Annotated in this window: 22 protein-coding genes; 10 read left to right on the forward strand and 12 right to left on the reverse strand. The window is 70.4% G+C overall.

The window, feature by feature from the left end:
• Positions 1–179: 179 nt before the first annotated feature.
• The 4 genes from KUM49_RS36695 (at position 180) to KUM49_RS36710 (ending at position 3,907) form a co-directional block, all read left to right on the forward strand.
• A complete protein-coding gene (locus KUM49_RS36695) occupies positions 180–893 on the forward strand; it encodes a hemolysin III family protein (RefSeq protein ID WP_217241297.1) in 714 nt (237 codons plus the stop codon).
• A gap of 106 nt (positions 894–999) precedes the next feature.
• The gene (locus tag KUM49_RS36700; RefSeq protein ID WP_302185542.1) at positions 1,000–2,478 is read left to right on the forward strand and encodes an MFS transporter; all 1,479 of its coding nucleotides are present in this window, start codon (positions 1,000–1,002) and stop codon (positions 2,476–2,478) included.
• Between the two features lie 5 nt (positions 2,479–2,483).
• The gene (locus KUM49_RS36705) at positions 2,484–3,113 is read left to right on the forward strand and encodes a TetR/AcrR family transcriptional regulator (RefSeq protein ID WP_217241299.1); all 630 of its coding nucleotides are present in this window, start codon (positions 2,484–2,486) and stop codon (positions 3,111–3,113) included.
• Between the two features lie 59 nt (positions 3,114–3,172).
• Positions 3,173–3,907, forward strand: a complete 735-nt coding sequence (locus tag KUM49_RS36710; RefSeq protein WP_217241300.1) for a Mut7-C ubiquitin/RNAse domain-containing protein — start codon at positions 3,173–3,175, stop codon at positions 3,905–3,907.
• Here the strand turns inward: KUM49_RS36710 and KUM49_RS36715 are convergent.
• From KUM49_RS36715 to KUM49_RS36740, 6 genes are all read right to left on the reverse strand, one after another.
• Positions 3,904–6,312, reverse strand: coding sequence for a galactose oxidase-like domain-containing protein (locus KUM49_RS36715; RefSeq protein ID WP_217241301.1), 2,409 nt, complete (start codon positions 6,310–6,312; stop codon positions 3,904–3,906). The genes KUM49_RS36710 and KUM49_RS36715 overlap by 4 nt on opposite strands.
• Positions 6,309–7,637 carry a glycosyltransferase family 2 protein gene (locus KUM49_RS36720; protein WP_254402345.1) on the reverse strand — a complete coding sequence of 443 codons (1,329 nt, stop codon included), beginning with the start codon at positions 7,635–7,637 and terminating at the stop codon, positions 6,309–6,311. The genes KUM49_RS36715 and KUM49_RS36720 overlap by 4 nt, the downstream gene beginning before the upstream one ends.
• Positions 7,634–9,292 carry a glycosyltransferase family 39 protein gene (locus KUM49_RS36725; RefSeq protein WP_217241302.1) on the reverse strand — a complete coding sequence of 553 codons (1,659 nt, stop codon included), beginning with the start codon at positions 9,290–9,292 and terminating at the stop codon, positions 7,634–7,636. Before KUM49_RS36725 ends, KUM49_RS36720 begins: the two co-directional genes overlap by 4 nt.
• A complete protein-coding gene (locus KUM49_RS36730; protein WP_217241303.1) occupies positions 9,289–10,557 on the reverse strand; it encodes a glycosyltransferase in 1,269 nt (422 codons plus the stop codon). Before KUM49_RS36730 ends, KUM49_RS36725 begins: the two co-directional genes overlap by 4 nt.
• Before the next feature lie 201 nt (positions 10,558–10,758).
• Positions 10,759–12,789, reverse strand: coding sequence for a thioredoxin domain-containing protein (locus KUM49_RS36735; RefSeq protein ID WP_217241304.1), 2,031 nt, complete (start codon positions 12,787–12,789; stop codon positions 10,759–10,761).
• The gene (locus KUM49_RS36740; RefSeq protein WP_217241305.1) at positions 12,767–14,059 is read right to left on the reverse strand and encodes a recombinase family protein; all 1,293 of its coding nucleotides are present in this window, start codon (positions 14,057–14,059) and stop codon (positions 12,767–12,769) included. Before KUM49_RS36740 ends, KUM49_RS36735 begins: the two co-directional genes overlap by 23 nt.
• A gap of 200 nt (positions 14,060–14,259) precedes the next feature.
• On the opposite strand from KUM49_RS36740, the gene KUM49_RS36745 reads away from it, so the two are divergent.
• Positions 14,260–17,460, forward strand: a complete 3,201-nt coding sequence (locus KUM49_RS36745; RefSeq protein WP_217241306.1) for a tetratricopeptide repeat protein — start codon at positions 14,260–14,262, stop codon at positions 17,458–17,460.
• Positions 17,461–17,594: 134 nt separating this feature from the next.
• Here the strand turns inward: KUM49_RS36745 and KUM49_RS36750 are convergent, their stop codons facing one another.
• Positions 17,595–17,882, reverse strand: a complete 288-nt coding sequence (locus KUM49_RS36750) for a hypothetical protein (RefSeq protein WP_217241307.1) — start codon at positions 17,880–17,882, stop codon at positions 17,595–17,597.
• Positions 17,875–18,756 (reverse strand): mycothiol conjugate amidase Mca, encoded by an 882-nt coding sequence (gene mca / locus KUM49_RS36755; protein WP_217241308.1) that lies wholly within the window; start codon positions 18,754–18,756, stop codon positions 17,875–17,877. Before mca ends, KUM49_RS36750 begins: the two co-directional genes overlap by 8 nt.
• A gap of 123 nt (positions 18,757–18,879) precedes the next feature.
• On the opposite strand from mca, the gene KUM49_RS36760 reads away from it, so the two are divergent.
• Both KUM49_RS36760 and greA read left to right on the forward strand, forming a co-directional pair.
• Positions 18,880–19,278 carry a DUF4307 domain-containing protein gene (locus KUM49_RS36760; RefSeq protein ID WP_217241309.1) on the forward strand — a complete coding sequence of 133 codons (399 nt, stop codon included), beginning with the start codon at positions 18,880–18,882 and terminating at the stop codon, positions 19,276–19,278.
• 167 nt (positions 19,279–19,445) lie between these two features.
• On the forward strand, positions 19,446–19,946 hold the full coding sequence (greA, locus tag KUM49_RS36765) for a transcription elongation factor GreA (RefSeq protein ID WP_217241310.1): 501 nt from the start codon (positions 19,446–19,448) through the stop codon (positions 19,944–19,946).
• Positions 19,947–20,023: 77 nt separating this feature from the next.
• Here the strand turns inward: greA and KUM49_RS36770 are convergent, their stop codons facing one another.
• The 3 genes from KUM49_RS36770 to ilvA all read right to left on the reverse strand — a co-directional run bounded on the left by KUM49_RS36770 (position 20,024) and on the right by ilvA (position 23,263).
• Positions 20,024–20,869, reverse strand: a complete 846-nt coding sequence (locus KUM49_RS36770) for an ABC transporter permease (protein WP_217241311.1) — start codon at positions 20,867–20,869, stop codon at positions 20,024–20,026.
• Positions 20,866–21,906 carry an ATP-binding cassette domain-containing protein gene (locus KUM49_RS36775; protein WP_217241312.1) on the reverse strand — a complete coding sequence of 347 codons (1,041 nt, stop codon included), beginning with the start codon at positions 21,904–21,906 and terminating at the stop codon, positions 20,866–20,868. The genes KUM49_RS36770 and KUM49_RS36775 overlap by 4 nt, the downstream gene beginning before the upstream one ends.
• A gap of 127 nt (positions 21,907–22,033) precedes the next feature.
• Positions 22,034–23,263: a threonine ammonia-lyase gene (gene ilvA, locus KUM49_RS36780; protein ID WP_217241313.1), complete on the reverse strand. Its 1,230-nt coding sequence runs from the start codon at positions 23,261–23,263 to the stop codon at positions 22,034–22,036.
• 162 nt (positions 23,264–23,425) lie between these two features.
• Between ilvA and KUM49_RS36785 the strand changes: the two genes are divergently transcribed.
• From KUM49_RS36785 to KUM49_RS36795, 3 genes are all read left to right on the forward strand, one after another.
• The gene (locus tag KUM49_RS36785) at positions 23,426–23,932 is read left to right on the forward strand and encodes a MarR family winged helix-turn-helix transcriptional regulator (protein WP_217241358.1); all 507 of its coding nucleotides are present in this window, start codon (positions 23,426–23,428) and stop codon (positions 23,930–23,932) included.
• 165 nt (positions 23,933–24,097) lie between these two features.
• Positions 24,098–24,601, forward strand: a complete 504-nt coding sequence (locus KUM49_RS36790; RefSeq protein ID WP_217241314.1) for a sigma factor-like helix-turn-helix DNA-binding protein — start codon at positions 24,098–24,100, stop codon at positions 24,599–24,601.
• 25 nt (positions 24,602–24,626) lie between these two features.
• Positions 24,627–24,875, forward strand: coding sequence for a hypothetical protein (locus KUM49_RS36795; protein WP_217241315.1), 249 nt, complete (start codon positions 24,627–24,629; stop codon positions 24,873–24,875).
• Between the two features lie 64 nt (positions 24,876–24,939).
• Here KUM49_RS36795 and KUM49_RS36800 read toward each other — a convergent pair whose 3' ends face one another.
• On the reverse strand, positions 24,940–26,094 hold the full coding sequence (locus KUM49_RS36800) for a cystathionine gamma-synthase (RefSeq protein ID WP_217241316.1): 1,155 nt from the start codon (positions 26,092–26,094) through the stop codon (positions 24,940–24,942).
• Positions 26,095–26,173: the final 79 nt, after the last annotated feature.

Genomic DNA, 26,173 nt, shown 5'->3' on the forward strand with positions numbered 1-26,173 from the left:
CACGTGTAAAATTCGCGTTTTGCGTCCACTTGGGATTCAGCTGAAGGTCTCTTGACGGTCCTCCGCCGGAGCGGCATGGCGGGCCTCGGGCGGGGCCTCCGTGAGACGATGGCCACTCTTCGTCGGCCAACGGGTCGCCCCGACCCGCAACTTACGGTTCCGTAGGTACGATGCCCCGTATGACTGCGTCCGTCCCCGACGCGACCTCGGACATCCCGGCCGCAGGCCGCGGTCCCGTCGCGACTTCCCTGCCGCACCCGGTCAAGCCCAAACTCCGCGGTTGGCTGCACCTGGGTATGTTTCCGGCCGTACTCATCGCGGGCCTGGCGCTCACCGCCCTCGCCGACTCCCCCAGAGGCCGCCTCGCCTGCGGGATCTTCGCCCTGACGGCCTGCCTGCTCTTCGGCGTGAGCGCGCTGTACCACCGGGGCGACTGGAGCCCTCGCATGGACGGGATCCTGCGACGGCTGGATCACGCCAACATCTTCCTGATCATCGCCGGCACGTACACCCCGCTGACGATGCTGCTCCTGCCCGGCACCAAGGGCCAGTGGCTCCTGTGGAGCATCTGGGCGGCGGCCGCGGCGGGCATCGCCTTCCGCGTCTTCTGGGTCGGCGCCCCGCGCTGGCTCTACACGCCCTGCTACATCGCGATGGGCTGGGCGGCCGTCTTCTTCCTGCCGGACTTCATGCGCAGTGGCGGCATCGCCGTCCTCGTGCTGGTGATCGCGGGCGGCCTGCTCTACAGCGCGGGCGGCGTGATCTACGGCATCCAGAAGCCGAACCCCTCCCCGCGCTGGTTCGGCTTCCACGAGGTGTTCCACTCCCTGACCCTGGCGGCCTTCGTCGCGCACTACGTCGGGATCTCGATGGTGGCGTACCAGCACGCTTAGCCCCTCCCACCGCAGACAGCGGCCGCGGCTCGTCAGCCGTGGCCGCTTTTGCATGCCCGGAAGACGAGAACCACGGAACGATTGACAGTCACTATATTTTGAGAGTTTGACCCTCGGCTTCGACATGACGATCCTGAACGTGGCGCTGCCGACGATGGCCGCGGATCTCGGCGCCACCACCGGCCGGCAGCAGTGGATGGCGGATTCCTACGTCGTCGTCTTCGCGGCGCTGATGCTCCCGGCGGGCCTGCTGGGCGACCGGTTCGGACGGCGGCGGATGCTGATCACCGGGCTGGGGATCTTCCTGGCGGGCTCGGTCGTGGGCGCCCTCGCCGGGGACGTGAACGCGGTGATCGTCGCCCGCGCGGTGATGGGCGTCGGCGGCGCTCTGGTCACCCCGCTCGCCCTCTCCGTCCTGCCCTCGCTCTTCGGAGCCGACGAACGCACCAAGGCCGTCGGCGTCATCTCCGCCGCCTCCGCGCTCGGCCTGCCGCTCGGCCCGATCATCGGCGGCTGGCTGCTCAACCACTTCTGGTGGGGCTCGGTCTTCCTCGTCAACGTCCCGATGGCCGCGATCGGCATCGCCGCCTGTGTGCTCCTGCTGCCCGAGACCCGCGACCCTTCCTCACCCCAGGTCGACACCCTCTCCACCGCGTTCACCGCCGCCGGACTGGGCGCCCTCATCTACGCGATCATCGAGGCACCCACCCGCGGCTGGGGCGACCCGCTGGTACTGGGCGTGCTGGGCACGGGCGTGGTTCTGCTCGCGGGGCTGGTGCTGCGCGAGCGCCGGGTGGCACGCCCCATGCTCGACATGACCCTGCTCGGGCACCGCGGCTTCCTGCTCAACACGCTCGCCGCGACCCTGGTGATGTTCACCCTCTCGGGTCTGCTGTTCGTGCTGCCCCCGTATCTCCAGGCCGTCCTCGGCCATGACGCCCTGGGTACCGGTCTGCGCCTGTTGCCGCTGATGGGTGGCCTGATGGTGGCCGCGAAGGGCGCCCAACCGGTCGTCGAACGGTTCGGTTCTCGTGCCGTGGTGACCGCCGGCCTGGTGGTGCTGGCCTTCGCCGCCCTGCTCGGCAGCCGTACGACGGTCGACTCCGGCTACGACTTCACCGCGATGTGGCTCGCGATCACCGGCGTCGGCTTCGGCTTCTCGGTCGTCCCGGCGATGGACGGCGCCCTCGGCGCGCTGCCCCGCGACCGCGCGGGGAGCGGCTCGGGACTGCTCATGACGGTCCGCCAGGTCGGCGCGGCGCTCGGCATCGCCCTGCTCGGCAGCCTGCTCGCCGGCACCTACCGCGACCGGCTCGACGTCACGGGGCTGCCCGCGCGGGCCGCGGACACCGCCGGGGACTCCGTGGTCGCCGCCCACCTGGTCGCCCGGCAGGCCGGCTCGGCCGACCTGGCCGCCTCCGCGAACAGCGCGTACGTCCACGGCATGGGCGTCGTCCTGCTGGTGTGCTGTGTCGCCGCCCTCGTCGCGGCGCTGGCGGCAGCGGCGTTCCTGCCGAACACCCGCGTCACCAAGGGCCCGGACCGCCCGGACTTGGCTGCCGCGCAGGCCGATGCCCGACAATGACCCTCATGACGCCCGCACGCACCTCTTCCCCCACCGACCGTCCCCAACTGGGCCTTCGCGAGCGGAAGAAGATCAAGACCCGGACGGCGATCCGCGACGCGACGTACGCGCTGATCGAGGAGCAGGGGTACGACGGCACGACGATCGAGCAGATCGCCGAGCGCGCCGAGGTGTCGCCGTCCACGGTCTTCCGCTACTTCCCCACGAAGGAGGACATCGTCCTCACGGACGAGTACGACGCGGTCCTCCTGGAGGAACTGCGGGCCCGGCCGGCGGACGAGCCGTGGGCGGACTCCCTGCGGTACGTCATGCGCAAGGCCATCGGTGTCGGAGCGGCCGAGGAGCCCGAGATCACCCGGCTGCGGTCGCACCTGATGGTCCAGGTGCCCGCGGTGCGCTCCCGGATGGTGGAGAGCATGGCGGTCACCGGCAGGCTGCTCGCCTCGGCCGTCGCCGCCCGCACCGGCCGCGCGGAGGACAGCCTGGAGGTGCGGGTCTACACGATGTCCCTGATCGGCGGCCTCGCGGAGATCTCCCTGTACTGGGCCGAGAACGACTTCCGGGACGACCTGCGCGAGCTCCTCGACCGCGCCCTGGACGTCATCGAGCACGGCCTCACCCGGGAGAAGCCCTGAGGTCCCAGCGGTACCTGATACATGGATGACATGTCGCCCGGCCGTGACATCCTGACCCGGTGAGCGCAGTAGCGGAGATCCAGGTGGAATTCGGCCCCGAGCTGGCCCTGTTCGTCCGGCACGGTCGGCGGGCCGGCGCCACCCCGGTCGTCATCGACGGCGTCTCCACCCTCGGCCATGTCGTGGAGTCCCTCGGCGTCCCACTGACCGAGGTCGGCTCCCTCGTCGTGGACGGCCGCGAGGCGCCCGTCTCGCACCTCCCGGCGGCGGGCGAATCCGTCCGGGTGGGGGCCGTCGAGCGGCCCCAGCGGGTCCCCGGCGCTCCCCTCCGCTTCCTCCTCGACGTCCACCTCGGCACCCTCGCCCGCCGCCTGCGTCTGCTCGGCGTGGACACGGCGTACGAGTCGCTGGACATCGGCGATCCGGCCCTCGCCGCCCGCTCGGCGGCCGAACACCGGGTCATGCTCAGCCGGGACCGGGGCCTGCTGCGCCGCCGCGAGCTGTGGGCGGGGGCGTTCGTCTACAGCACCCGTCCCGAGGACCAACTCCAGGACGTCCTGGACCGCTTCCGCCCTGAGCTCCGGCCGTGGACCCGGTGCATCGCCTGCAACGGGCTGCTGCGCGAGGCCACCAAGGACGAGGTGGCGGACCAGCTGGAGGGCGGGACGCAGCGGTCGTACGACGTGTTCGCGCAATGCGTGGCGTGCGGGCGGGCGTACTGGAAGGGCGCGCACCACGAGCAGCTGGAGGCCATCGTGGAGCGCGCCCTGAAGGAGTTCGCGGGCGACCGCTAACTCTTCTTCTTCACGTCACCCTTTCCGCAGGCGATCCCGTCCCTGTTCCGGTCGAGCCTGAGCGGGTCGTCCTTGCCGTTGACCTTCAGACGGCCGTATTCGTTCGTCTTCAGCCAGGCACAGCGGGCGGCCGTCGTGTTCTTCACCTCGTCGGGGAAGGCGGTCGGCACGCAGACGTTGATGGAGCCGTAGTGCCGGTCGCAGCCGGAGACGGTGGGGCTGACCTTCTGCGAGGTCTTCTTCTTGCCGGGTGTCTGGACCGTGCCCTCCAGGGAGTCGGCGAAGGAGTGGACGTGCGCGGAGGCGTCGGTGGCGCTCAGGGCCGACGGTCCTTGCAGATGAACCCACTTGGCGACCGACGGCACGCCGCCCGCGTCGACGGCGAAGAGCATGTACCAGCCGGGCGGGGCCATGTCGGGGTTGCTGGTCACGTTCAGGTCGATGTTGTTGCCGTCCACCGACAGCGGCAGGTCCACGAACCGCTGGTTCGGGTCCGAGGAGTGGGTGACCGCGGCCGGGCGGATCAGCTCGGCCTTCGCGATGGGCCGGTCGACGGTGATCCGCTGGGTGTCGCCGTAGTTCCACTCGGTGTCGATCACCGAAGTGATCGTCGGACGCGCGCCCTTGAGGAGATAGGGCGGGGTGTAGATCGACACGTTGTGGTTCCAGGTGCCGTTGCCCGGGTTGTCACCGGTGGTCATCACCCGGCCGTCGGGCAGCAGGAACGCGGACGAGTGGTAGCCGCGGGCCTCGGGGTCGGCGGCCACCGGGTCGAAGGTGTTGGTCGCCGGGTCGTAGATCGACGTCTCGTAGACGGGGTCGGCCCGGTTGTGCAGGGCGCCGCCCGTCTCCAGGACCTTGCCGTCGGGCAGGAGCACGGCGGAGACGTACATCTTGCCCTGGTTGCCGGTCTGCGGGACCGGACCGTTGCCCAGGTCGACCGTGCCCTGCGGGATCGGCGGCCCGGCGACGTACGCCGGGTTGGCGTCCTTGAGGTCGATGACGTCGGTGAGCCGGTTGCCGTCCGGGTTGGAGTCGATGTTGCCGCCGCCGAGGGTGAGGACCTTCTGATCCTGCGCCGGGGGCAGCAGTACGCTCGCCGACTGGTCGCGCTCGTCCTTGTTCTGCAGGCCCGGGACCTGCGTGATCGTGTTGGCGTCGTAGTCGTAGATCGCCGATCCGGTGCCGGGGATGTTGTTGCCGAAGGTGTGGCTGCCCGAGTAGAAGAGGCGGCCGTCCTGCATAAGGATCATCGACGGGTACAGGCCCCAGTACGACCAGGTCTGGTTGACCTTCCAGGTCGGCAGCCACTGCTGCTCGGCGTCGGACCACAGCTCGGCGGTCACCGAGCCGGTCGAGTCCTCCTTCAGCCCGCCGAAGGAGATGACGTCACCGTTGCCGAGGGCGGTCGCCGACGGGTACCAGTGGCCGTCGTTCATGTTGTTGGTCTTGCTGTACGTCTCGGTGACCGGGTCGAAGATGTACGAGTCCTTGTAGCCCTGGTAGCCGATCGTGCCGTCGGCGGACGGATAGCCCTTGTTGCCGCTCATCACCAGCACGCGCCCGTCCTGGAGCTGGACGTGCCCGGAGCAGAACATGTCCTTCGGCGTGGGGATGACCTTGTAGGTGCCGGTGGCCGGGTTGTAGACCGCGGAGGTGAAGGTGCCCGCGTTGAACTGCTCCTCGCTGTTGCCGGAGCCCGCGATCAGCAGCACCTTGCCGTTGTGGAGGACGACGGAGTGCATGGAGCGGACCGGGTTCTGGGTGGGCAGCACGTCCCACCTGCCGTTGGCGCACTCCGCGGGCGTGCCCGTGCACACCGGGTCCGGGACCGGGTCGGCGACCTGGTCCATCGTGTAGTCGTCGGTGGTGACCGAGCCGGTGCCGTAGACGGAGACGCCGAACGTGATGCGGTCCGTACCGGCCGGGACCTCCGGGGTGCGGACCGACGCCTCGGTCCAACTGCCCGCCATCGCCAGCGTCTTGAGGTCGGTCCAGTACTGCCAGCCCGCCGTCGCGTCGTGCCGGAAGAGGGTGACGGAGGTGTCCGGGGTGGTCGACTTGTACCAGAGCCCCAGGTCGTACTGCTTGCCCGCGGTCACGACCGGCGCGCACTGAGCCGACTCGGTGATCAGCGCCTTGCGGTCGCCCTCGGCCCTGCGGGTCAGTTCGACCTTCATGGCCTTGGAGCCGGAGTGGGCGTCGGAGGTGGTGGTGAAGCTGAAGTCGTTGTCGCCCCAGCCGGACTTCTCCCAGCAGTACGGCATCCCGTCGGTGCCGGCGGTCTCGAAGCCGGGGTTCTTGACGAGGTTGGCGGCGGAGGCTGGCTGGGGTGAGGTGAGAAGAAGGCCCCCCGTCAGGCCTGCCACGGCCAGGAGGGCGGATCTCCTACGGTGTCTGTTCACTCGGCTCTCCTTGCGGTACGACCGCTGTCGAGGCCCCCGCGGCCCCTTCGCGGCAGATAGACCAGCGCTTCGGTCCCCACGAAGCGCAGGACGAAGGTCGTCACCAGGGCCAGAGCGGTCGCGGACAGCGCGCTCATGTCAAACCGGTGGACGAACAGGGCGATCAGCGGGATCCGCAGCACCAGGTCCGCGTTGGCGAGCAGCGCGAACCGGCCGACGCGGTCCCAGACCTGCCGGTGCCGGCGGCGGTCGCGGAACAGCAGGTGCTCGATGAGCAGGAAGTTCCAGGCGACGCCGAGCTGGTTGGCGAGGATCTCCGCCGGCAGGTAGTGCATGCCGAGCAGGGTCAGCACCCACAGGCCGAGCAGGTTGGGCACGAACCCCGTCGCGCCGATCAGGCCGAAGCCGACCATGCGGGCGACCGGCGAGGCGGTGCGCAGACCGGCCAGGTGACGCAGGAAGCGGAAGCCCTCCTGGGCACTGGACTTGGACTCGCCCGCGAACCGGTCCTGGAACACGAACGGGACCTCGGTCACCCCGCGCGGACGGCTGCGCACGGCGAGTTCGAGGAGGATCTTGTAGCCGAGGGGCTGGAGCACGTCGGCGGTGACGGCGCTGCGCCGGATGGCGAAGAAGCCGCTCATCGGGTCGCTGATGCCGTGCAGCTTGCGCGGGAAGAGGGACTTGGTCAGCCAGGTCGCCGCGCGCGAGACGGCGACCCGGTAGTTGCCCGCGAGTCCGGCGCGGCTGCCGCCCTTGATGTAGCGGGAGGCGACGACGAGACCGGCGTTGGCCCGCTCGCCGGTGGCGACCAACTCCGGTACCAGCGACGGAGGATGCTGGCAGTCGCCGTCCATCACGACGATCCAGTCCGACCCGGCCGCCTTCATGCCCTCGACGACCGCGCCGCCGAGCCCGCCGACCGGCTTGTCCCGGTGCAGGACGGTCACCGGGAAGGGGCAGTCCTTCGCGGCCTCGTGGATGACCTGGGGGGTGTCGTCGGTGGAGTCGTCCACGAAGACGACCTCGCAGGGCAGCCTGGACGGCACCGACTCGCTGATCTGGCGCAGCAGCTGCCGTACGTTCGCGGACTCGTTGAACGTCGGGACGACGATGGTGACGGCGCCCGGTTCGGGCACCGCACCTTCTGCCGGCTCGGTTCGCCTCCGGGGCGCTCCAGCCGGTGTCGAGAGGGCGATCGTGCTCAGCCCTTCGGGCCTCCGCGCGTTCGCCCTCTCGACACCGGCGCGCCCCTTCGGCTCACTCGCGGTGGCCCGTACGGCCGGATCGCCCAGTTCTCCGGGGACGATGGATTCCTGGGTCATCGGACGCCTCCCGCGGCGGTGCCGGTGGTCTGGATCTGCCGGATCTCGATCCGGTCCGCACCGGTGCCGAAGACGGCGACCGGTTTCGAGTGCTGGATGGCCGCCTTGACGTTGGGCAGGTCGACCGCGTCACGCCGCACCGTCGGGGAGGCCACGACGTAGTCGACGTCCTTCCAGCCGCGCGGCATCGTCTTGGTCACCGCCGGGTCGAGGTCGGCCTTGTAGAACCAGATGACGCCGAGCCCGGGCCGGTACCCGGCGTGCACCAGGTCCAGCCACATCGCGTCGTCGACGAGCACCCGGGTGTCCTCGGGGTCCTCCACCTCGGTGGCGAGCCACTTCGAGGCGGCCTGGTAGGGGGCGTTGGCGTCGACGGTGACGGCGGTGCGGGCGCCGTCGTACCACTTCGGTACGACGTAGGCGCCGGCGGCGACGGCGAGGACCGCCGCGAGGGCGTACCGCCCACCGGTGAGCAATCGTTTCTCCCCCTCGGTGCGCCATCTGCGCAGCACGGCGTGGGCGACGGAGGCGGTGCCTCCGGCGAGGACGAGAGCGAGGAAGGGCAGCGCCTGGATGACGTACATCGCGGGCAGGTAGCCGTTGGGGCGCAGGGCCAGCGCGGCGAGGATCGCCACCGTCAGGGCGGGTCCGGCCAGGGCGCGGGCGGTGACCGACCAGCGCCAGGTGGCCAGCAGCAGGAGGGCGCCGGCGAGGCCGCCCAGGGGCAGGACACGGTCGTAGTAGAGCCAGGACTCGAAGACGCCGTGGGAACCGGAGCCCTGGTCCAGGATGAAGCCCGAACCCGGCCTGGTCATCTGGTACTTGACGCCGTCCCAGAGGGAGACGTGCCCGCCGCCGGGCAGCAACTCGCCCTTGAGGAGGGCGAACAGGGGGTACGAGAAGCCGATCAGCGTGCAGGCCGTGATGGCGCCGGTGACCGCGAACTTCCGGGTGTCGCGGTGGCTGTGCCGCCACATGGTGACCAGGAGCGCGGGCAGGATGACGAGCATCGTCTCCTTGGTGAGGACGGCCGTGGCGGCCGCGATCCCCGCCCCGAAGTGGTGCCATAGGTGACGGCTCGGGGAGGCGGCGAGGGTGAACGCCACGAGCGTCCACATCACCGCGAGGTTGTCGAGGAAGATCTCGCGCTGGAGGACGACGGACAGCGGCGAGAGCCCGAAGAAGACCATGCCGAGCCCGGCGGCCCAGCGGGGCAGGGAGAGCCGGCGGCCCAGGACGTAGACCAGCACCGCGCTGATACCGCTGATCACCAGCATCACCGCGCGCATCGAGCCCACGGTCATCGACTCGGGGCTGATCATCGCGGGTATCCAGGTCAGCAGGGCCAACTGGATCCAGCCGAGCGGCGGGTGGTCGTACCAGTAGGTGTAGTGCGCGAGGCCCCTGCCCTCCTGGACCGCCCAGGCCTGGGCCAGGTAGGTGCCCTCGTCGTCGCTGAGCGTCGGGTAGTCGGCGATGTTCCAGCCCTGCACGACCAGGATCGCCACGAGGAGCAGACCGCACAGCAGAAGGTCGGAGCGGGACGAACGCAGGCGGCTCGGTGGAGCCGCCGGGCCGGCCGGACCGGGTTCGGGCGCAGGCTGCCGCTGAGCGGGGACCTTGGGAGTGGTCACCGCGGGAAGGGTGGAGGTCACGCAGGGACGTCCTCTCGGGTCACTTCGGACGGGGTGAGGTGCGCGCCGACATGAGTGGTCAACTCCCAGTCGTTGCGGCCGCGCTGCTCACGCCAGACGGCGCGGACGGCGGCCCCGGCGAGGAGCACCTGGTAGAAGGGGCCGCCCACGACGAGCTTGACGTAGTGGCCGAAGCGGACGCGAAGTCCGTACTGCTTGCCGAAGTCGTGCAGCCCGACGAGCTCGAAGACGAAGGTGACCAGGGCGGTCACGGCCGGCAGGAAGGTGATGAACGCGATGCTCACGGGCACGTCGAGGAAGAGCGCGATGGCCACGTTGAGCGGGATGATGATGCCCGTGAAGGCCTGCATGAACGGCGTCATGAGGGTGTAGCGGGCCAGCAACCGCTGCCCGAATCCCGGCAGTTGCTTCCAGTCCTTCTTGCGGTACACCTGGAGGAAGCCCTGGTTCCAGCGGGTGCGCTGCTTCAGCAGCGACATCAGCGAACCGGGGGTCTCCTCCTTGGTCACCATGTCGGAGTCGTAGGCGACGACGACCTTCTTGCCGACGCTGGACAGGCGCACGCCCAGGTCGCAGTCCTCGGCGAGGCAGTCGGGGTCCCAGCCGTCGGCTTCCCGCAGTACGTCCGTCTTCACGAAGACGGTGTTGCCGCCGAGCGGGATGAACCCTTTCTGCGCGTGCAGGTGCAGCCGGGAGCGGAACCAGAAGAAGTACTCCAGGCAGTTGCGCAGGCTGTACCAGCTGGAGTGGAAGTTGATCAGCTGGACACCGCCCTGGACGACGTCGGCGCCGGTCGTGCGGAAGGCGTGGTCGACGTGGGCGAGCAGTTCCGGGTGGACCTGGTCCTCGGCGTCGAAGACCCCGACGACGTCGCCGCGGCAGTGCGGCAGCGCCGTGTTCATGGCCTTGGGCTTGTTCTTCTTCTCGTGGGTGTCGACCACGACCCGCACGCGCGGGTCACGGTCCGCGGCGTCGCAGGCGACCGCCGTGGTCTCCGGGTCGTCGTGCCCCACGATCACGATGATCTCGAAGTCGGTGTGGCTCGACTCCAGCAGCCGCTGGATGGTGTGGTCGAGCACGGCCTGTTCGTGCCGCGCCGGAAGCAGCAGCGAGAACGACAGGCTCTCCCCGCCGTCCGGTCTGTGGAAGCGGGTGGAGGCGAGCACTTCGGGCGTACGCCACGCGTGCATCTGCCACCACAAGGTGAACGCCGCCATCCAGAACAAGGCAAGCGAGACGGCAGCGATGAAGACAGACGTCAGCAACAGATCCCCCCAGATCCCAAAACCCCCTGTCGCGACGGATGTCCACATCCGTCGCGTCACTGTGCAGAGATTAGGGGGGAACTGTGAAGCGCGGGAGCTGTTCCGATAAATAGCGTGTTTCGGAACGGTGACGCTGGTAGCGGGATGTATCCGAACACATGCGCAATTTTGGCACGCGAAAGAGACACCTCCGCTTCCGGTTCAGCCGCTCAGTTGCGAGCGAAGCCGGTCCGGATCGGTCGTCGGGGCGTCACATGTGAAGTTACGACAGACAAACGCGGTCGGTTCACCGTTGCTCAGCGGACGGTCGGCGAGCAGCGGGAACTCGTCGCTGCCGGGGGTCCCCACGGCGACCACGGCACCGGGGGCCGTGCCGAGAAGTGCCGTGCGGTGCAGGGCCTTTGTGCCCGGGTCGTCGAGGGCCGGGCCGACGATCGCCACCTCGCGCGGCCCGTCGAGCAGCGCCTCGGCGACGGCGAGTCCCCAGCCGATGAAGCGGGGGACGCGCGGGCCGAGCGCCTTGACGACGCCGAGTGCCTTCTCGGCGGCGGCGCGGTGCGGCTCGGCGCCGGTCTGCGCGGCGTAGCCGACCAGGGCTCCGGCGGCGGCGGTCCAACCGGAAGGGGTGGCGTTGTCGGTGGGGTCCTGCGGGCGGCGGATCAGCTTCTCGGCGTCGGCGGCGGTGTCGTAGAGGCTGCCGGAGTCGTCGGCGAACCGCGTGAGGACGTGGTCGAGGAGGAACCCGGCGAACTCCAGCCACACACCCTCGCCGGTCACGGAGGCCAGCGCGAGGAAGCCCTCCGCCACGTCGGCGTAGTCCTCCAACACCCCGGCGTTCGCGCCGACATGCCCGTCCTTGCTGGTCCGCGAGAGGCGGGCCTGCTCGTCCAGGTGCAGCCGCACGAGGAGGTCGGCGGCGCCGAGCGCGGCCTCGATCAGGTCGGGACGGTCGAAGTAGGCGCCGGTCTCGGCGAGCGCGGCGATCGCGAGCCCGTTCCAGGCGGCGACGACCTTGTCGTCACGGCCGGGTGCGGGGCGGTCGCTCCGCTTGCGAAGGAGGCGTTCCTTGACGGACGCGATCCGGTCGGCGTCGAAGAACTCGTCCTGCTGCGGGAGTTGGAGGACGGACGAGCCGTGCTCGAAGGTCCCCTCCTCGGTGACGCCGAAGTACCGGACGGCGAGCTCGGCGTCCTCGTCCCCGAGCACCTCGCGCAGTTGCGCGGGCGTCCAGACGTAGTAGGCACCCTCGACGTGCTTCCCGGTCCCGTCGTCGCTGTCGGCGTCGAGCGCGGAGGAGAACCCGCCTTCGTTCGTGCGCAGTTCCCGCACCATGAAGTCGGCGGTCTCCAGCGCGACCCGGCGGGCGAGCTCGGAGCCGGTGGACCGCCACAGGTGAGCGTAGACGCGGCACAGCAGGGCGTTGTCGTACAGCATCTTCTCGAAGTGCGGCACGACCCAGTCCCGGTCGACGGAGTAGCGGGCGAACCCGCCGCCGAGCTGGTCGTAGATACCCCCGCGGGCCATCCGCTCACAGGTGTCCCGGGCCATCTGCAGGGCACCCTCGGCCCCGGTCCGCGCGTGGTGCCGCAGCAGGAACTCGACGGCCATGGACGGTGGGAACTTGGGCGCCCCGCCGAACCCGCCGCGCTGCGCGTCGTACTCCCGGGTGAGCCCGAGGAGGGCCGCGGCCAGCTGCTCCTCGCCGGGCGCCTGGCTGTCGCCGTAGGAGATCTCCCGCCCCGCCAGGTCCCGCACGATCTTCCCGGCCACCTCGGCGACCTCGTCCCGCCGGTCGGCCCAGGCGCTGTGCACGCCCTGCAGGACCTGCCGGAAGGCGGGCATGCCCTGGCGCGGGGCGGGCGGGAAGTAGGTGCCGAAGTAGAAGGGCTCGGCGTCCGGTGTCAGGAACACCGTCATGGGCCAGCCGCCCTGCCCGGTGGCCGCCTGGACGGCCTCCATGTAGACGGCGTCCACGTCGGGGCGTTCCTCGCGGTCGACCTTGATGTTGATGAAGTGCTCGTTCATGTAGGCGGCGACCGCCTCGTCCTCGAAACTCTCCTTGGCGAGAACATGGCACCAGTGACAGCTCGAATAGCCGACGCTCAGATGCACGGGAAGCCCCCGCCGCCGCGCCTCGTCGAATGCCTCACTCGACCACGGCCACCAGTCGACGGGGTTCTCGGCGTGCTGGAGGAGGTAGGGGGACGTCTCATGGGCCAGTCGGTTCGGCATAGCTCCATCCTGCATGACGGGGGCGCTTGAGAACGGGTTCCACCCGCGAGTGATCCCAGGCACGGGCTCCTTTGACCCCAGGTCGGACGAGACAACTCGCGACGACAGACCCCACGATCTCGCGCTTCTCCTCGATCTCCATCTCCCCGGACTGCCAGCGTTCACGCATGGCGTCTGACAGCCGCACGGGTCCTTCGGTGTTAGAGACGATCAGCCGTTCAAGGACTTCGTCGGTCAGTGGCCCGCTGATACTGCATCGACCGCAGCTACGGCAGGAGTAGACATACGGGCTCTTCTTGCTCCGCCCCTTCTGGGCGCACAGCGCGCCGCGGCAGACGATGCCGTCGGGGGCTTGCGCACCGCACCGAAGGAAGCCAGTAGCCAGGTGACGTGGAGCCGGTTTCTCCTTCCCGGTGAGCCTGGGAGCACCGCTCCCCCGATGAAGGTAGAGGCTGCCGGGCGAGAAAGTCGCACACACCGCACGCCACTCGTCCGGCGTCACGATGGGCTCCCACTGGCCCAGGACCGGTTGACCGGTTTCCGGAGCCAGCAGCAGTTGCCCCTTATTGGCCCGGTACCCGAACACCCTGGGGGCGGTCATGATCTGCGTCACGGTCTGGGGATTCGGCCTGCCTCCGCGACTACCGGTGACCCCCAGTTCACACCAGTCACGTGCGATGGCCCGGACCGCCTTCCCGGCGATGCGGTCGTCGATCGCCTGCTTGACCAGCCTCGCTTCATCGGGGAACAGAGTGATCCTGTCCTCCTGCCAGCCGAAGGGCCTCGGACCGCTGTGCGGAACGCCTTCGACAGCTCGGGCCCAGTGCCAGTCGAGGAGCCGACGGCTCCTGACCTGCGTCTCCGCAACGGCGGCATCCAGTGATTGCACAGCCCGCGAGAGCCCCTCGGGCGAGTACGGGTCACGGACACCTTGCGGATCGACGTGAATACGTCCTGGGAGGCTGGTCAATGCCGCGAAGAAACGGGCAAGGTCCTCAGCACGCCGATACAGCCGGTCATCCGCGACACAGACGACCCCAAGGATCGGTTGTCCGCCACCGGTGCACCCCCACGTCAGGTCCGTGAGCAAGCGGTCAAAACCCGGACGCACCACGCCTGCTCTGGACGCGCTGATGCCATTGTCGCTGTACCTCGCGACCACCACGCAACCGTGCTCTTGCGCGATCCGTTCATTGACCCGCGACTGATAACGCACACCGTGCCCGTCGCGCTGGCGAACATCCTCCGATGTCCGAGCGTAGGACGACACCGGAATCCGTCCAGTCGACTCCTCTGTAGCAATGTGCCGCACAACACCCCCGTTCGACAATTCACTCGACATCCACAAGAACGATCGAGTGACTCTTAGGTCACCGAACCGGAACCGGTGATCGCCGCCCCTCTCGCGCTCACGCCTCCCCCCGAAGGACACTTGTAGGCGAAGGAGTTGCCGCCGGAGGGGGACGTGACATGCGGGACAGTCATCGCGCGGAGGCCGAGCGGTTGCTGGCACGGGCCGTGGAGGAGGAGGTGCGGCGGTCGGGCGGGCGCACCGACGGGACCGTACTGCTGTCCCGGGCCCGCGCCGCGCTGGACTCGATGGCGCAGACGTCCGCGGAGGAGTACGAGGCGTACACACGCGCCCTGGAGGAGTCGGAGGCCGGCCAGCTCACCTTCGGGCAGCGGTACGCGCGCGAGGGCGGCGGCACTCCCTTGCTGGTGGCGGGCGTCGCGGCGGTCGCGGCCACGGTCGCCGACCTGGCTCTCGGCACCGGCGCGAGCACCGCGCTCGGGGCCGGGATGGCCGTGGGCGTGGTGGGCGCGGCGGCGACGGTCGTGAAGGTGGCCGGTTCGCATCTGCCCGCCGCGCACCACCGCGCGGGCGCACTCGGCCAGCCCGGCGGCCCCGAGCAGCTGCGGTTGCAGTGGCTGACGGCTCTCGAGGTACGCGGCATCCGCCCCTACCTCGACCAGCAGCGGGTACGCAACGCCTCCACCGGCCCGAAGCAGACGGGACCGCGGCTGAAGGGCGCCGACAAGAGCGCGGCGGCCCGCGGACGAAACGTACTGGAGCAGTCGTTCGGTCAACTCCCCGAGCCGGTGGGCACGTTCGCGGGCCGGCGCCAGGAGACGGGCCGGATCCGGCAGTGGGTGCAGGCGGCCCGCGCCAGCACCGAGACCCGGCCGACGGTCGTCGTCCTGCACGGGGCGCAGGGCAGCGGTCGTACGACACTCGCCGTGCGCGCCGCCCACGACCTGAAGGACTACTTCCGCGGCGCCTGCGTGGTCGACCTGCGCGGCGACAGCCCGGAGGAGGCACCGCTGTCGACCCGCGACGCGCTGCTGCACCTGCTGAACCGGCTCGGCGCCCCCCGCGAACAGCTGCTGTTCCGTGAGCGTTCCTCCGCGGACCAGCAGGTCAAGCGGCTGAGCGAGCTGTACCACCAGCATCTGACCGGCCTGCCCGTCACCATCGTCCTGGACGACGCCTCGGACCCCGAGCAGGTCCGCACCCTCATCCCCGAGCGCTCCGACAGCCTCGTCCTGGTCACTGCCCGGCAGCCCCTCGACCTGCCCGCCGACCTCGCCGCCCGGGTGCACCACCTGCCCGTCGAGACCCTGGACGGGCCCGGCGCGGAAGAGCTGCTGACGGCGGCCGCGCAGGACAGCACCGGCCCCTACGACGCCGAGTCCACCGAGCGCATCAGCCGGCTGTGCGGCGGCCTGCCGCTCGCCCTGCGCATAGCCGGCTCCTCGCTCGGCCCGCGCTCACCCCGCCAACTCGCCACCGATCTCGACGCGTACGGCCCGGTCGAACCCGCCGAGAGAGTCCTGTGGCTGCGCTACACCGACCAGACGGACACGGCCCGTCGGCTGCTGCGCCGCCTCGCCCTGGCCGGCCGCGCCTCCCTCGGCGCCGCCGCGGCCGCCGCCCTGCTGGCCACGGACGAGACGGAGGCCAGCCGCCATCTGGTCGCGCTGGCCCGGGCCGGCCTCATCGACCACGTCCGCGGCAGCCGCTACCGCGTCCACGACGTGGTCCGCGCCTTCGCCCACGCCCGCCTCCTCGACGAGGAGGAACCCGCGGAACGTACGGCGGCACAAGAACGCCTGATCGTGAACTACGCCGACCTCGCGGACTCGGTGCTGCGGCTGGTCGACGGCAACATGTCGACCCGCTCGGACCGCTTCAGCCCGCATGGCTTCCACTCCCTCGACGAGGCCCTGCGCTGGCTCGACGACGAGTCGAGCTTCATCACTGCGGCGCTGAGACACGCGGAGGGCGTGAACCAGGCGGCCGTACTCAACCTGCTGGGCGCCCTGTGCGACTACTGCCTGCTGCGCGGCGACCTCTACCGGCTGGGCGAGATCAGCGAGTTGGCGCAGGCAGTCGACCAGGGACTGCTGGTCCGCTCGGTGCAGTGGCGTACGGGCATCGCGGCACGGCAGCTGGGCGAGCTGGACAAGGCGCGCACGACGCTGACGTCGGTGGTGGACCTCTATATGGAGGCCCACCACGACGCGGGCGCGGCCCGGGCCCTGTGCTCGCTCGGCATCACCCTCCACCACCAGGGCAACCTGACCGAGGCGGCGTCCAAGCTCCGGGAGGCGCTGGACCTCCAGGCGCCGCCCGACCTGGCCACGGACCGGGCGTGGACGATGCACGCGCTGGCCGCGGTGGAACGTGACCGGGCCCGGCTGGCTGAGGCGATGGAGCTGCTGACCCAGTCCCTGCTCCTGCACCGCGCCGGCGAGTCGGTGCACGGCGAGGCCTGGGCCCACTTCCAGCTCGGCCAGCTCGGCCTGCGCATGGGCGACGTGCCGCGCGCGGAACAGGAGCTGCGCACGGCCCTCGACCTGTACGGCCGCACCCGCGACGCCCGCGGCGAGGCGTGGGCCCTGACCCAGCTCGCCCGCGCCCGCCTGGTCGCCGGCGACGCGTCGGCGGCGGTCGACGGCCTGCGCCAGGCGGCGTCCCGGCACCGCGACAACGAGGACGCGCGCGGTGAGGCGTGGACGGTGTACTACCTGGGCCAGGCCCTGGAGGAGACCGGCAACCTGACCCTCGCGGTCCGCGAGCTGGAACGCTCGCGCACGATGTTCTCGCGGATGCGGGACGTCTACGGCCTGGCCTGCGCCCGGCACCACTCGGCACGGGCGACCCGCGACCAACGCGCCGCGCAGACGGGTTCGCTGCGGAACTCGGGCTTCGCCCGCCAGCTCCTGGTCGACGCCCGCGCAGACTTCCAGCGCATCGGCGTCGCCCACGGCGAGGCGTGGACGTGCCTGGAACTCGCGGTCGTGGACGCGGGCAACGCCCGCACCCCGCAGGCCCTCGCCCTGTGCGACGAGGCGGTGGGCCTGTTCACCTCGTACGGAGACCGACGGGGCGAGGACTGGGCACGCTTCCTGCGCTGCACGCTGCTGCCGTACGCCGCCCCGGGCGGCGTGGAGATCGGTACCGCCGTGGCGCAGGAGGAGCTGGCCCAGCTGGGGCGGGCGGGCCATCCGGCCCGGGACGAGAAGCTGGACGACTACGTGGAGGCGTACCAGCTGCTGCTGGAACGAGGAGTGAACCTCGAAGCCGGCTGGCAGGCTTGGCGGCTGGGGATGGTGCCAAACAGGCACGCCCGGGAGGTCATGGGCGTGGCGGTGAGGGCCCAGGCGTGACGAGTGGCGACGTCTTCGTGCGCGGGCGCGGTCCGGCGGGGGTCCGCTCGGACCCTCTGCGGCCGGAGTCCGCCCACCTGGTGCTGTCCCTGGCCGGCCACTGCCGGTGAGGGACAAGAACCGGTGGGCGTTCCTCAGCCCTGCTTCGCCCCGGGCTCGGCGGAGGCGGAACCGGAGGCCGAGTCGGAACCCGAGGCGGAGGTGTCCGCGGACTCCGCCTTCGTCGGGTCCGAGGTCTCCGTGAAGTCGACCTTGCCCATGTGCTTGCTCATCGACTTCATCAGGGCCCACACGGCCAGGGCCATCGCCGCGAAGACGATGAAGCCGAGGACGCCGGGAGTGACCTTGTCCTCGTCGACCTCCTTGGCGAGGGTCGTGAGGTGCGTCATTGCCAGGCTTGCGCTTGCGCTCATGTCAGGCATTGTCTCGGATGCCCGCAAAGAGGTCGTCCTCGGGGAGGGAGGTATCGACGAGGGACTTCGCCAGCTCGTACTCCTCCGTCGGCCAGACCTCCTTCTGGACGTCCATCGGCACCCGGAACCAGCCGCCGTCGGGGTCGATCTGCGTGGCGTGCGCGATCAGGGCCTTGTCGCGGATCTCGTAGAAGTCGGCGCACGGAACGTGCGTGGTCAGGGTCCGCTCCTCGCGCTGGATCTCGTCCCAGCGCTTGAGCCAGTCCCCGTACGGCGACTCCAGGCCCCGGTCCAGCATCGCCTGGTGCAGCGCCTCGGTGCGCGGGCGGTTGAAGCCCTGGTTGTAGTACAGCTTCAGCGGCTGGTACGCCGGGCCGAACTCCTCCTCCGGGTACTTCGCGGTGTCCGCCGCGCCCTCGAACGCCACCATCGAGATCTTGTGGGTCATGATGTGGTCGGGGTGCGGGTAGCCGCCGTTCTCGTCGTACGTCGTGATGACCTGCGGACGGAACGAGCGGATCTTCTTCACCAGCTCGCCGGACGCCTTGTCGACGTCCTCCAGGGCGAAGCAGCCCTCGGGCAGCGGCGGCAGCGGGTCGCCCTCGGGCAGACCGGAGTCGACGAAACCGAGCCACTCCTGCCCGACGCCGAGGATCTCGCGGGCCTCGTCCATCTCCTTCTTGCGTACCTCGTGGATGTTCTCCTCGATGTACTTGTCGCCCTGCAGCTTGGGATTGAGGATGGAACCGCGCTCCCCACCCGTGCAGGTCACGACCAGCACGTCCACCCCCTCGGACACGTACTTCGCCATGGTGGCCGCGCCCTTGCTCGACTCGTCGTCGGGGTGGGCATGCACGGCCATCAGTCGCAGCTGGTCAGTCAAGACTCAATCCTCGTAGTCGGCGCCCGATGTGAACGGGTGCGATCGGCGCTTCTATAGTGACCGAATCGAGGGGCCAATAATTCCGGGTCCCCCGCTTCGGAGGCCCTGCCGGGAGGGACGATCATGAGCACGGCGAGCACGCGACTGCCCGAGGGCCGCTACGGCCGCTCCTCGGACGAGCGTGCCGACCACCGACTCAAGATCGCCGGTGCCGTCCTCGCCGCTCTGCTTCTCGCCCTCGTGGGGTACTTCGCGTACCACTACGTCGGCCAGAACAAGATCAGCGCCGAGGTGATCACCTTCGAGCCGGGGAAGGACGCGGTGCGGATCCACCTGGAGGTCCGCAAGGACTCCGGTGCGAACGGCTACTGCACCCTGCGCTCCCAGGCGGAGAGCGGCGCCGAGGTGGGCCGGGCCGACTTCCGCTTCGACGGGGACGCCACCCGCATCGACAAGGTCCTCACGCTGCGCACCACGGCACCGGGCACCACGGCCGAGCTGCTCGGCTGTCACGCCGACTGAGGTACTCCGCGATGCGTAGGCCCTGGCCTGCGACGACGGGATTCTGAGGCTTATGTCCTCCCCCTTGGGCCGCTGAATTGTTAGGCTCGTGGTTTCGCCCATCCGTGAAGGAACATTCTTCTGGGTAGGGCGATGCTTTGTATTCCCAGTACCTACGAGGAGCACCTGTGACCCAGACCAGCGAGAACGTCACCTGGCTGACCCAGGAGGCGTACAACCAGCTCAAGGCCGAGCTGGAGTACCTGTCTGGTCCTGCGCGCACGGATATCGCCGCCAAGATCGCGGCCGCGCGCGAGGAGGGCGACCTGCGCGAGAACGGCGGGTACCACGCGGCCAAGGAAGAGCAGGGCAAGCAGGAGCTCCGAGTGCGCCAGCTGACCCAGCTCCTGGACAACGCCAAGGTCGGTGAGGCCCCGGCCTCCACCGACGGTGCGGTGGCGCCCGGCATGGTCGTGACGATCGCCTTCGACGGTGACGAGGACGACACGATGACCTTCCTGCTGGCGTCGCGCGAGTACGCGAGTGCCGACGTCGAGACGTACTCCCCGCAGTCCCCGCTGGGCTCCGGCGTGATCGGCCACAAGGTCGGCGAGAACGCGCAGTACGAGCTGCCGAACGGCAAGAAGGCCTCGGTGACCATCCTCAAGGCCGAGCCCTACAGCGGCTGACCCGGCCCCCGGCATGTCCTTCCGAGCCCCCGGCGTCCGCTGACGCCGGGGGCCTCGTCATGCCGCCGTCGGGCGCCTCAGGCCGTCGCCGAGCGGTACTTGCGCACCGCGAGGGTTCTGAACAGGGCGATGATCAGGACCGAGTAGATCATCGAGGCCCACACCGAGTGCTGCATCGGCCAGGCGTCCGAGGTCGAGACCCCCGGGTTGCCGAACAGCTCGCGGCAGGCCTGGACGGTGGCGCTGAACGGGTTCCAGTCGGCGACGTGGCGCAGCCAGGGCGTCATCTGGCTGGAGTCCACGAACGCGTTGGAGACGAACGTCACGGGGAAGAGCCAGATCAGCCCGCCCGAGGTGGCCGCTTCCGGTGTCCGCACGGACAGACCGATCACCGCGCCGATCCAGGTGAACGCGTATCCCGTCAGGAGCAGCAGCCCGAAGGCGCCGAGCACCTCACCCACGCTGGTGTGGGTCCGCCATCCGACCAGCAGGGCGACGACGGCCAGCACGAACAGCGTGAGCGCGGTCTGCACGAGGTCGGCGAGCGTCCGTCCGGTCAGCACCGCGCCGCGAGCCATGGGCAGCGAGCGGAAGCGGTCGATGAGCCCCTTGTGCATGTCGTCGGCGATGCCCGCTCCGGCGCCCGCGGTGGCGAAGGTCACCGTCTGCGCGAAGATGCCCGCCATCAGGAACTCGCGGTAGACGCCGGGGTCGGTGGTGCCGCCGATGTTCATCGAGCCGCCGAAGACGTAGCTGAACAGCACCACGAACATGATCGGCTGGATGAGCCCGAAGATGACCATCTCCGGGATGCGGGACATCCGGATCAGGTTGCGTTTGGCGACGACCAGCGAGTCGCGGACCGACTGCGTGACGGGGTTGGTGGGCGCCGTGATCCGCACGGCGTCGCTGGCGGCACTCACTTGGCGCTCTCCTTCTTGTGCCGACGGTCTTTGGCGTCCTGCGTGTCTTTGGCGTCCTTGGCGTTCTTGGTTGCCGTGCCGTTCTCCTCGTCCTTGGTCTCGGCCACGTGACCGGTCAGGGAGAGGAAGACGTCGTCCAGGGTCGGGCGGCGCAGGCCGATGTCGTCTATCTCGATGCCGCGGGCGTCCAGTTCGCGGATGACCTCGGCGAGGAGCTTCGCGCCGCCGGTGACGGGCACGGTGAGCTTGCGGGTGTGCTCCTCCAGGGTGGTGTCGCCCTTGCCGAAGCCGCCCAGCACCTCGCGGGCGGTCGGGATGTGCTCCCGCTCGTGCACCACGACCTCGACGCGCTCGCCGCCGGTGCGGGCCTTGAGCTGGTCGGAGGTGCCGCGGGCGATGACACGGCCGTGGTCGACCACGGCGATGTCGTGGGCGAGGTGATCGGCCTCTTCCAGGTACTGGGTGGTCAGCAGCAGGGTCGTGCCGCCGGAGACCAGCTGTTTGATGACCTCCCACAGTTGCTGGCGGTTGCGCGGGTCGAGGCCGGTCGTCGGCTCGTCCATGAACATCACGGGCGGGGACACGACGAGCGCCGCGGCCAGGTCGAGGCGGCGGCGCATGCCGCCGGAGTAGGTCTTCGCGGGGCGGTCGGCCGCGTCCGCCAGGTTGAACTGCTCCAGCAGCTCCGCGGCCCGGGCCTTCGCGGCCTTGGCCTTCATCTGGTAGAGCTGGCCGACCATCTGGATGTTCTCGCGGCCGGTCAGGTATTCGTCCACCGCGGCGAACTGGCCGGACAGGCCGATCGAGCGCCGCACCTCGTTGGGCTGTTTCAGCACGTCGAGGCCGGCGACGACCGCCCTGCCGCTGTCGGGGCGCAGCAGCGTCGTCAGACAGCGGACGGTGGTCGTCTTGCCCGCGCCGTTCGGCCCGAGCAGGCCCAGCACGGTGCCCTCGGGGACATCGAGATCGACGCCGTCCAGAGCCCTTACGTCACCGAAGGTCTTGACCAGACCTTCGGCATAGATGGCGCCTGGCATAAAAGTCTCCACGTCGTTGGGGAATCTTCTGAGAGTCTGGGTACGGGTGGCACACGACACACCGTATCGCGATATATCGCGTCTCTCAATGGACTTACCCGATCGGGTGACAAAGAGACGCCTGACCTCAGCCGATGACCGTGTAGCCCGCGTCGCGCAGGGCCTGGCCGACCTCGGCGCAGTGCGCCGGTCCCTTCGTCTCCAGGTGCAGCTCCACCTCCGCCTCCGTGAGCCCGAGCCGTGGATCGGTCCGTACGTGGCCCACATCGAGGACGTTAGCGTCCACCACTGACAACACCCCGAGAAGCGTCGCGAGGGCGCCGGGCCGGTCCGTCAGCCGGAGGCGTACGGCCAGGTAGCGGCCCTGCGCGGCCAGTCCGTGGGTCAGCACGCGCTGCATCAGCAGCGGATCGACGTTCCCGCCGGACAGCACCGCCACGACCGGCCCCTCGAAGGAGCCGGGGTCGCTCAGCAGCGCGGCGACCGGGCTCGCCCCGGCCGGCTCGACGACCAGCTTGGCCCGCTCCAGGCACAGCAGCAGCCCGGTGGACAGCTCGTCCTCCGTCACCGTGCGCACCTCGTCGACCAGCTCACCGATGATCCCGAACGGCACGTCGCCGGGCCGTCCGACCTTGATGCCGTCGGCCATGGTCGCCGGGTTCTCGATCACCACGGGACGCCCGGCCGCCAGCGAGGGCGGGTACGCGGCCGCGCCCGCCGCCTGGACGCCCACGATCCGCACGTCCGGCCTGAGCGCCTTCACCGCGACCGCGATGCCGGCCGCCAGCCCGCCGCCGCCGATGCCGACGACGATCGTGCGCACCTCGGGGCACTGCTCCAGGATCTCCAGGCCGACCGTGCCCTGGCCTGCGATGATGTCAGGGTGGTCGAACGGGTGGATGAACACCGCGCCGGTCGCCTCCGCGTACTCCTGCGCGGCGGCCAGCGTCTCGTCGACCACCTGCCCGTGCAGGCGCACCTCGGCGCCGTAGTGCCGGGTGGCGCTGATCTTCGGCAGCGGGGCGCCCTTCGGCATGAACACCGTGGAGCCCACGCCGAGCAGCGACGACGCCAGGGCCACGCCCTGCGCGTGGTTGCCCGCGCTGGCCGCGACGACTCCCGCGGCCCGCTCCTCGGGCAGCAGCCCGGCGATACGGACGTACGCGCCGCGCAGCTTGAACGAGCCCGTCCGCTGGAGGTTCTCGCACTTGAAGTGGACCGGCGCGCCGACCAGCCGGGTCAGATGCCGGCTGCCCTCCATCGCGGTCATCCTCGCCACGCCCGAGAGCATCTTCTGGGCACCACGCACGTCGTCGAGCGTCACCGGCGGCACGGAAGGGACCTCGCGGTAGTTCATGGCTCAAGTCTCGCAGTTCACACGCGCGGGCCCCCTCCGTGACCAACCTCCGAGACCGGTTTGCGCAGCCCTGGTACGGCCCGCCTCCGGGCCGCGTACCCTGTCCCCCAATCCAGCACCCCTTCACGAAGTGAGCCTCCGGCCATGCCCACAACACCTGAAATGTCGATGGACATGACGACCGTCGGTGACAGCGGTCTCCTCGACACGCTGCAGCACGAGGTGGCGGTGTTCGCCCGACGTGCCGAACAGACCCGGCTCGGCGGGGTGGGGCAGGTGCGCAACTCCATGGACCGCGCCGCGTACCTGCTGCTGAACCGGCTCGACAAGGAAGGCCCGATGGGCGTCAAGGCGCTCGCCGCGAGCATGGGGATCGACTCGTCGACGGTCACCCGTCAGGTCGCTCCGCTCGTCGACACCGGGCTCGTCAAGCGGACCTCGCACCCCGAGGACGGGCGGGCGGTGGTGCTCCAGCTCTCCCCGCGCGGGCTGTCCCGCCTCGAGGAAGTGCGCTCGTCGCGGCGTCAGTTGATGGCCGAGCTGACACACGACTGGGCGCCGGAGGAGCGCGAGGCGTTCTGCACGCTCCTCACGCGCTTCAACACCGCCCTCTCCGCACGCATGTCGGCCCACGACGTACCGGGGGCCGACGCGCCGTCCGCCTCCTGACGGCCGGCTCCCCGCGCACCGGCGCGGAGTTCTCGGCCCTGCGCGGCCCTTGACCAACGGGCCGCGCCTGGCCTCATATGAGACCGGGTCCCCGTCGTACACCGATGCGCATGCCGTACGGGGCCGGACCCGTTCTCTCAGGATCGCCCTCAGGCGGGAGGTGCGGTGCGGCAACGGCAGGCGGCCCAGGGGGCCCGCCGGGCCCGCGAGTTCGAGGCGTTCGTCGCGGGCGCGGCCGGGCGGCTGCTGCACGCCGCCACGCTCCTCACCGCGGAGGACCCGCACGACAACCCGCGTGCGCGGCGCCTGCTGACGCTGGCTCTGGGGCACACGTACGCGTGCTGGGACCGGCTGCGCGGCGAGGACCCGTACGACCGGGCCCGCCAGTACCTGGCCACCCGCTTCGCGCGGGGGGCGTGGCACCACTACGGCGGCCTCGTCCCGGCCCGCCGCGACCCCGCCGGCGCTCTGGCCCGGCTCGCTCCGCAGGAACGCCTGATCCTCGTCCTCAGGTTGTACGAGGGCGTCGCCGAGGAACAGGCGGCGGCGCTCCTGGGCATCCCCGTCGAACGCGTCCGCACCCTGTGCGACCGGGCCACGGCGACCATGCTGCATCCGCCCCGGGGCCCGGCGCCGTCGGTGGCCGGGCCGAGGGTGGCGCCGTCTTGAGGCGGCCCGGCGGCCGGAGGGGCGCGTGAACCGGCCCGAGCGGGAGGCCGCAGTACGGCGGATCATGGAGCGGTCCGTGCCGTCCGTGCCCCAGGAGCTGTACGGCGAGGTCGTGCGGCGCGGCGCCCGCATGCTGCGCCGCAGGAGGGCCGTCCGGCGCCTGCTGTGGCTGCTGCTCCTCGCCGCGACCGTCGCCTTCGTGGTGTGGGCGCTGACGGCCCAGCCGTGGGTGGAGCCGCCGTCGGACACGACTCCACCGCTCACGGACTGGTGACCTGGGCGGGGACTCGGGGCGAGCGGCCGGGGAGCGCCGCCGCCGGCCGCCAGGGGCCGGATGCCTAGCCGAGGGCCTGCTGCAGGTCCTCCAGGAGGTCGTCGGCGTTCTCGATGCCCACGGACAGGCGTACGAGGTCGGCGGGCACCTCCAGGGCCGAGCCGGCCGTGGACGCGTGCGTCATGCGTCCAGGGTGCTCGATGAGCGACTCGACGCCGCCCAGGGACTCGCCGAGGGTGAACACCTTGGCGCGGTTGCAGACCTCGACGGCCGCCTCCTCGCCGCCCGCGACCTGGAAGGAGATCATGCCGCCGAACGCCCGCATCTGCTTGGCGGCGACCTCGTGACCGGGGTGGTCGGGCAGACCCGGGTACAGGACGTTCGTCACGCGCGCGTGCCGGGTGAGCATGTCGGCCACCTTGGTGGCGTTCTCGCTGTGCCGGTCCATGCGCACCGACAGCGTCTTCGTGCCGCGCAGCACCAGCCACGAGTCGAAGGGCCCGGCGACCGCGCCCATCGCGTTCTGGTGGTAGGCCAGCTCCTCGCCCAGCTCCGGGTCGCCGACGATCAGGGCGCCGCCGACGACGTCCGAGTGGCCGCCCATGTACTTGGTCAGCGAGTGCACCACGATGTCCGCTCCGAGGGACAGCGGCTGCTGCAGGTACGGCGTGGCGAAGGTGTTGTCGACGACGAGCCGCGCGCCCGCGTCCCGGGCGATCTGGGCGACGGCGGCGATGTCGGTGATGCCGAGCAGCGGGTTGGAGGGGGTCTCGACCCACACCGCCTTGGTCTTCGGGGTGATGGCGGCCCGTACCGCGGACGGGTCGCTGGTGTCGGCGACCGACCACTCCACTCCCCACCGGGAGACGACCTTCGCGAACAGGCGGAACGTGCCGCCGTAGGCGTCGTTGGGGATGACCACGTGGTCGCCGGGGCTGAGCAGCGTACGCAACAGGCAGTCCTCGGCCGCCAGTCCGGACGCGAACGCGAGGCCGCGGCGGCCGCCCTCCAGGGCCGCGAGGTTCTCCTCCAGGGCCGTCCTGGTCGGGTTGGCGCTGCGGCTGTACTCGTAGCCGCCGCGCAGGCCGCCGACGCCGTCCTGCTTGTAGGTCGAGACCTGGTAGATCGGCGGGACGACCGCGCCGGTGAGGGGATCCGCGGTGTTGCCCGCGTGGATCGCGAGGGTCTCGAAGTGCTGACTGATGTGCCTGTCGCTCATGGACACCGAGCGTAGTGCGCTCGGGAGTTTTCCACAGGCGCCGACCGGGTTGGCCAATTGTCCGAGGCGTCTGGAACCC

The organism is Streptomyces sp. AC555_RSS877 (genome assembly GCF_019049245.1).
Lineage (GTDB): Bacteria > Actinomycetota > Actinomycetes > Streptomycetales > Streptomycetaceae > Streptomyces.

What these genes read in the sequence shown, in the direction of transcription:
- KUM49_RS36695 (WP_217241297.1), top strand. Translation starts at nt 180, where the DNA reads ATGACTGCGTCCGTCCCCGACGCGACCTCGGACATCCCGGCCGCAGGC.
- KUM49_RS36705 (WP_217241299.1), top strand. Translation starts at nt 2,484, where the DNA reads ATGACGCCCGCACGCACCTCTTCCCCCACCGACCGTCCCCAACTGGGC.
- KUM49_RS36720 (WP_254402345.1), bottom strand. Translation starts at nt 7,637, where the DNA reads ATGACCCAGGAATCCATCGTCCCCGGAGAACTGGGCGATCCGGCCGTA.
- KUM49_RS36735 (WP_217241304.1), bottom strand. Translation starts at nt 12,789, where the DNA reads ATGCCGAACCGACTGGCCCATGAGACGTCCCCCTACCTCCTCCAGCAC.
- KUM49_RS36745 (WP_217241306.1), top strand. Translation starts at nt 14,260, where the DNA reads ATGCGGGACAGTCATCGCGCGGAGGCCGAGCGGTTGCTGGCACGGGCC.
- KUM49_RS36750 (WP_217241307.1), bottom strand. Translation starts at nt 17,882, where the DNA reads ATGCCTGACATGAGCGCAAGCGCAAGCCTGGCAATGACGCACCTCACG.
- KUM49_RS36760 (WP_217241309.1), top strand. Translation starts at nt 18,880, where the DNA reads ATGAGCACGGCGAGCACGCGACTGCCCGAGGGCCGCTACGGCCGCTCC.
- KUM49_RS36775 (WP_217241312.1), bottom strand. Translation starts at nt 21,906, where the DNA reads ATGCCAGGCGCCATCTATGCCGAAGGTCTGGTCAAGACCTTCGGTGAC.
- ilvA (WP_217241313.1), bottom strand. Translation starts at nt 23,263, where the DNA reads ATGAACTACCGCGAGGTCCCTTCCGTGCCGCCGGTGACGCTCGACGAC.
- KUM49_RS36785 (WP_217241358.1), top strand. Translation starts at nt 23,426, where the DNA reads ATGTCGATGGACATGACGACCGTCGGTGACAGCGGTCTCCTCGACACG.
- KUM49_RS36800 (WP_217241316.1), bottom strand. Translation starts at nt 26,094, where the DNA reads ATGAGCGACAGGCACATCAGTCAGCACTTCGAGACCCTCGCGATCCAC.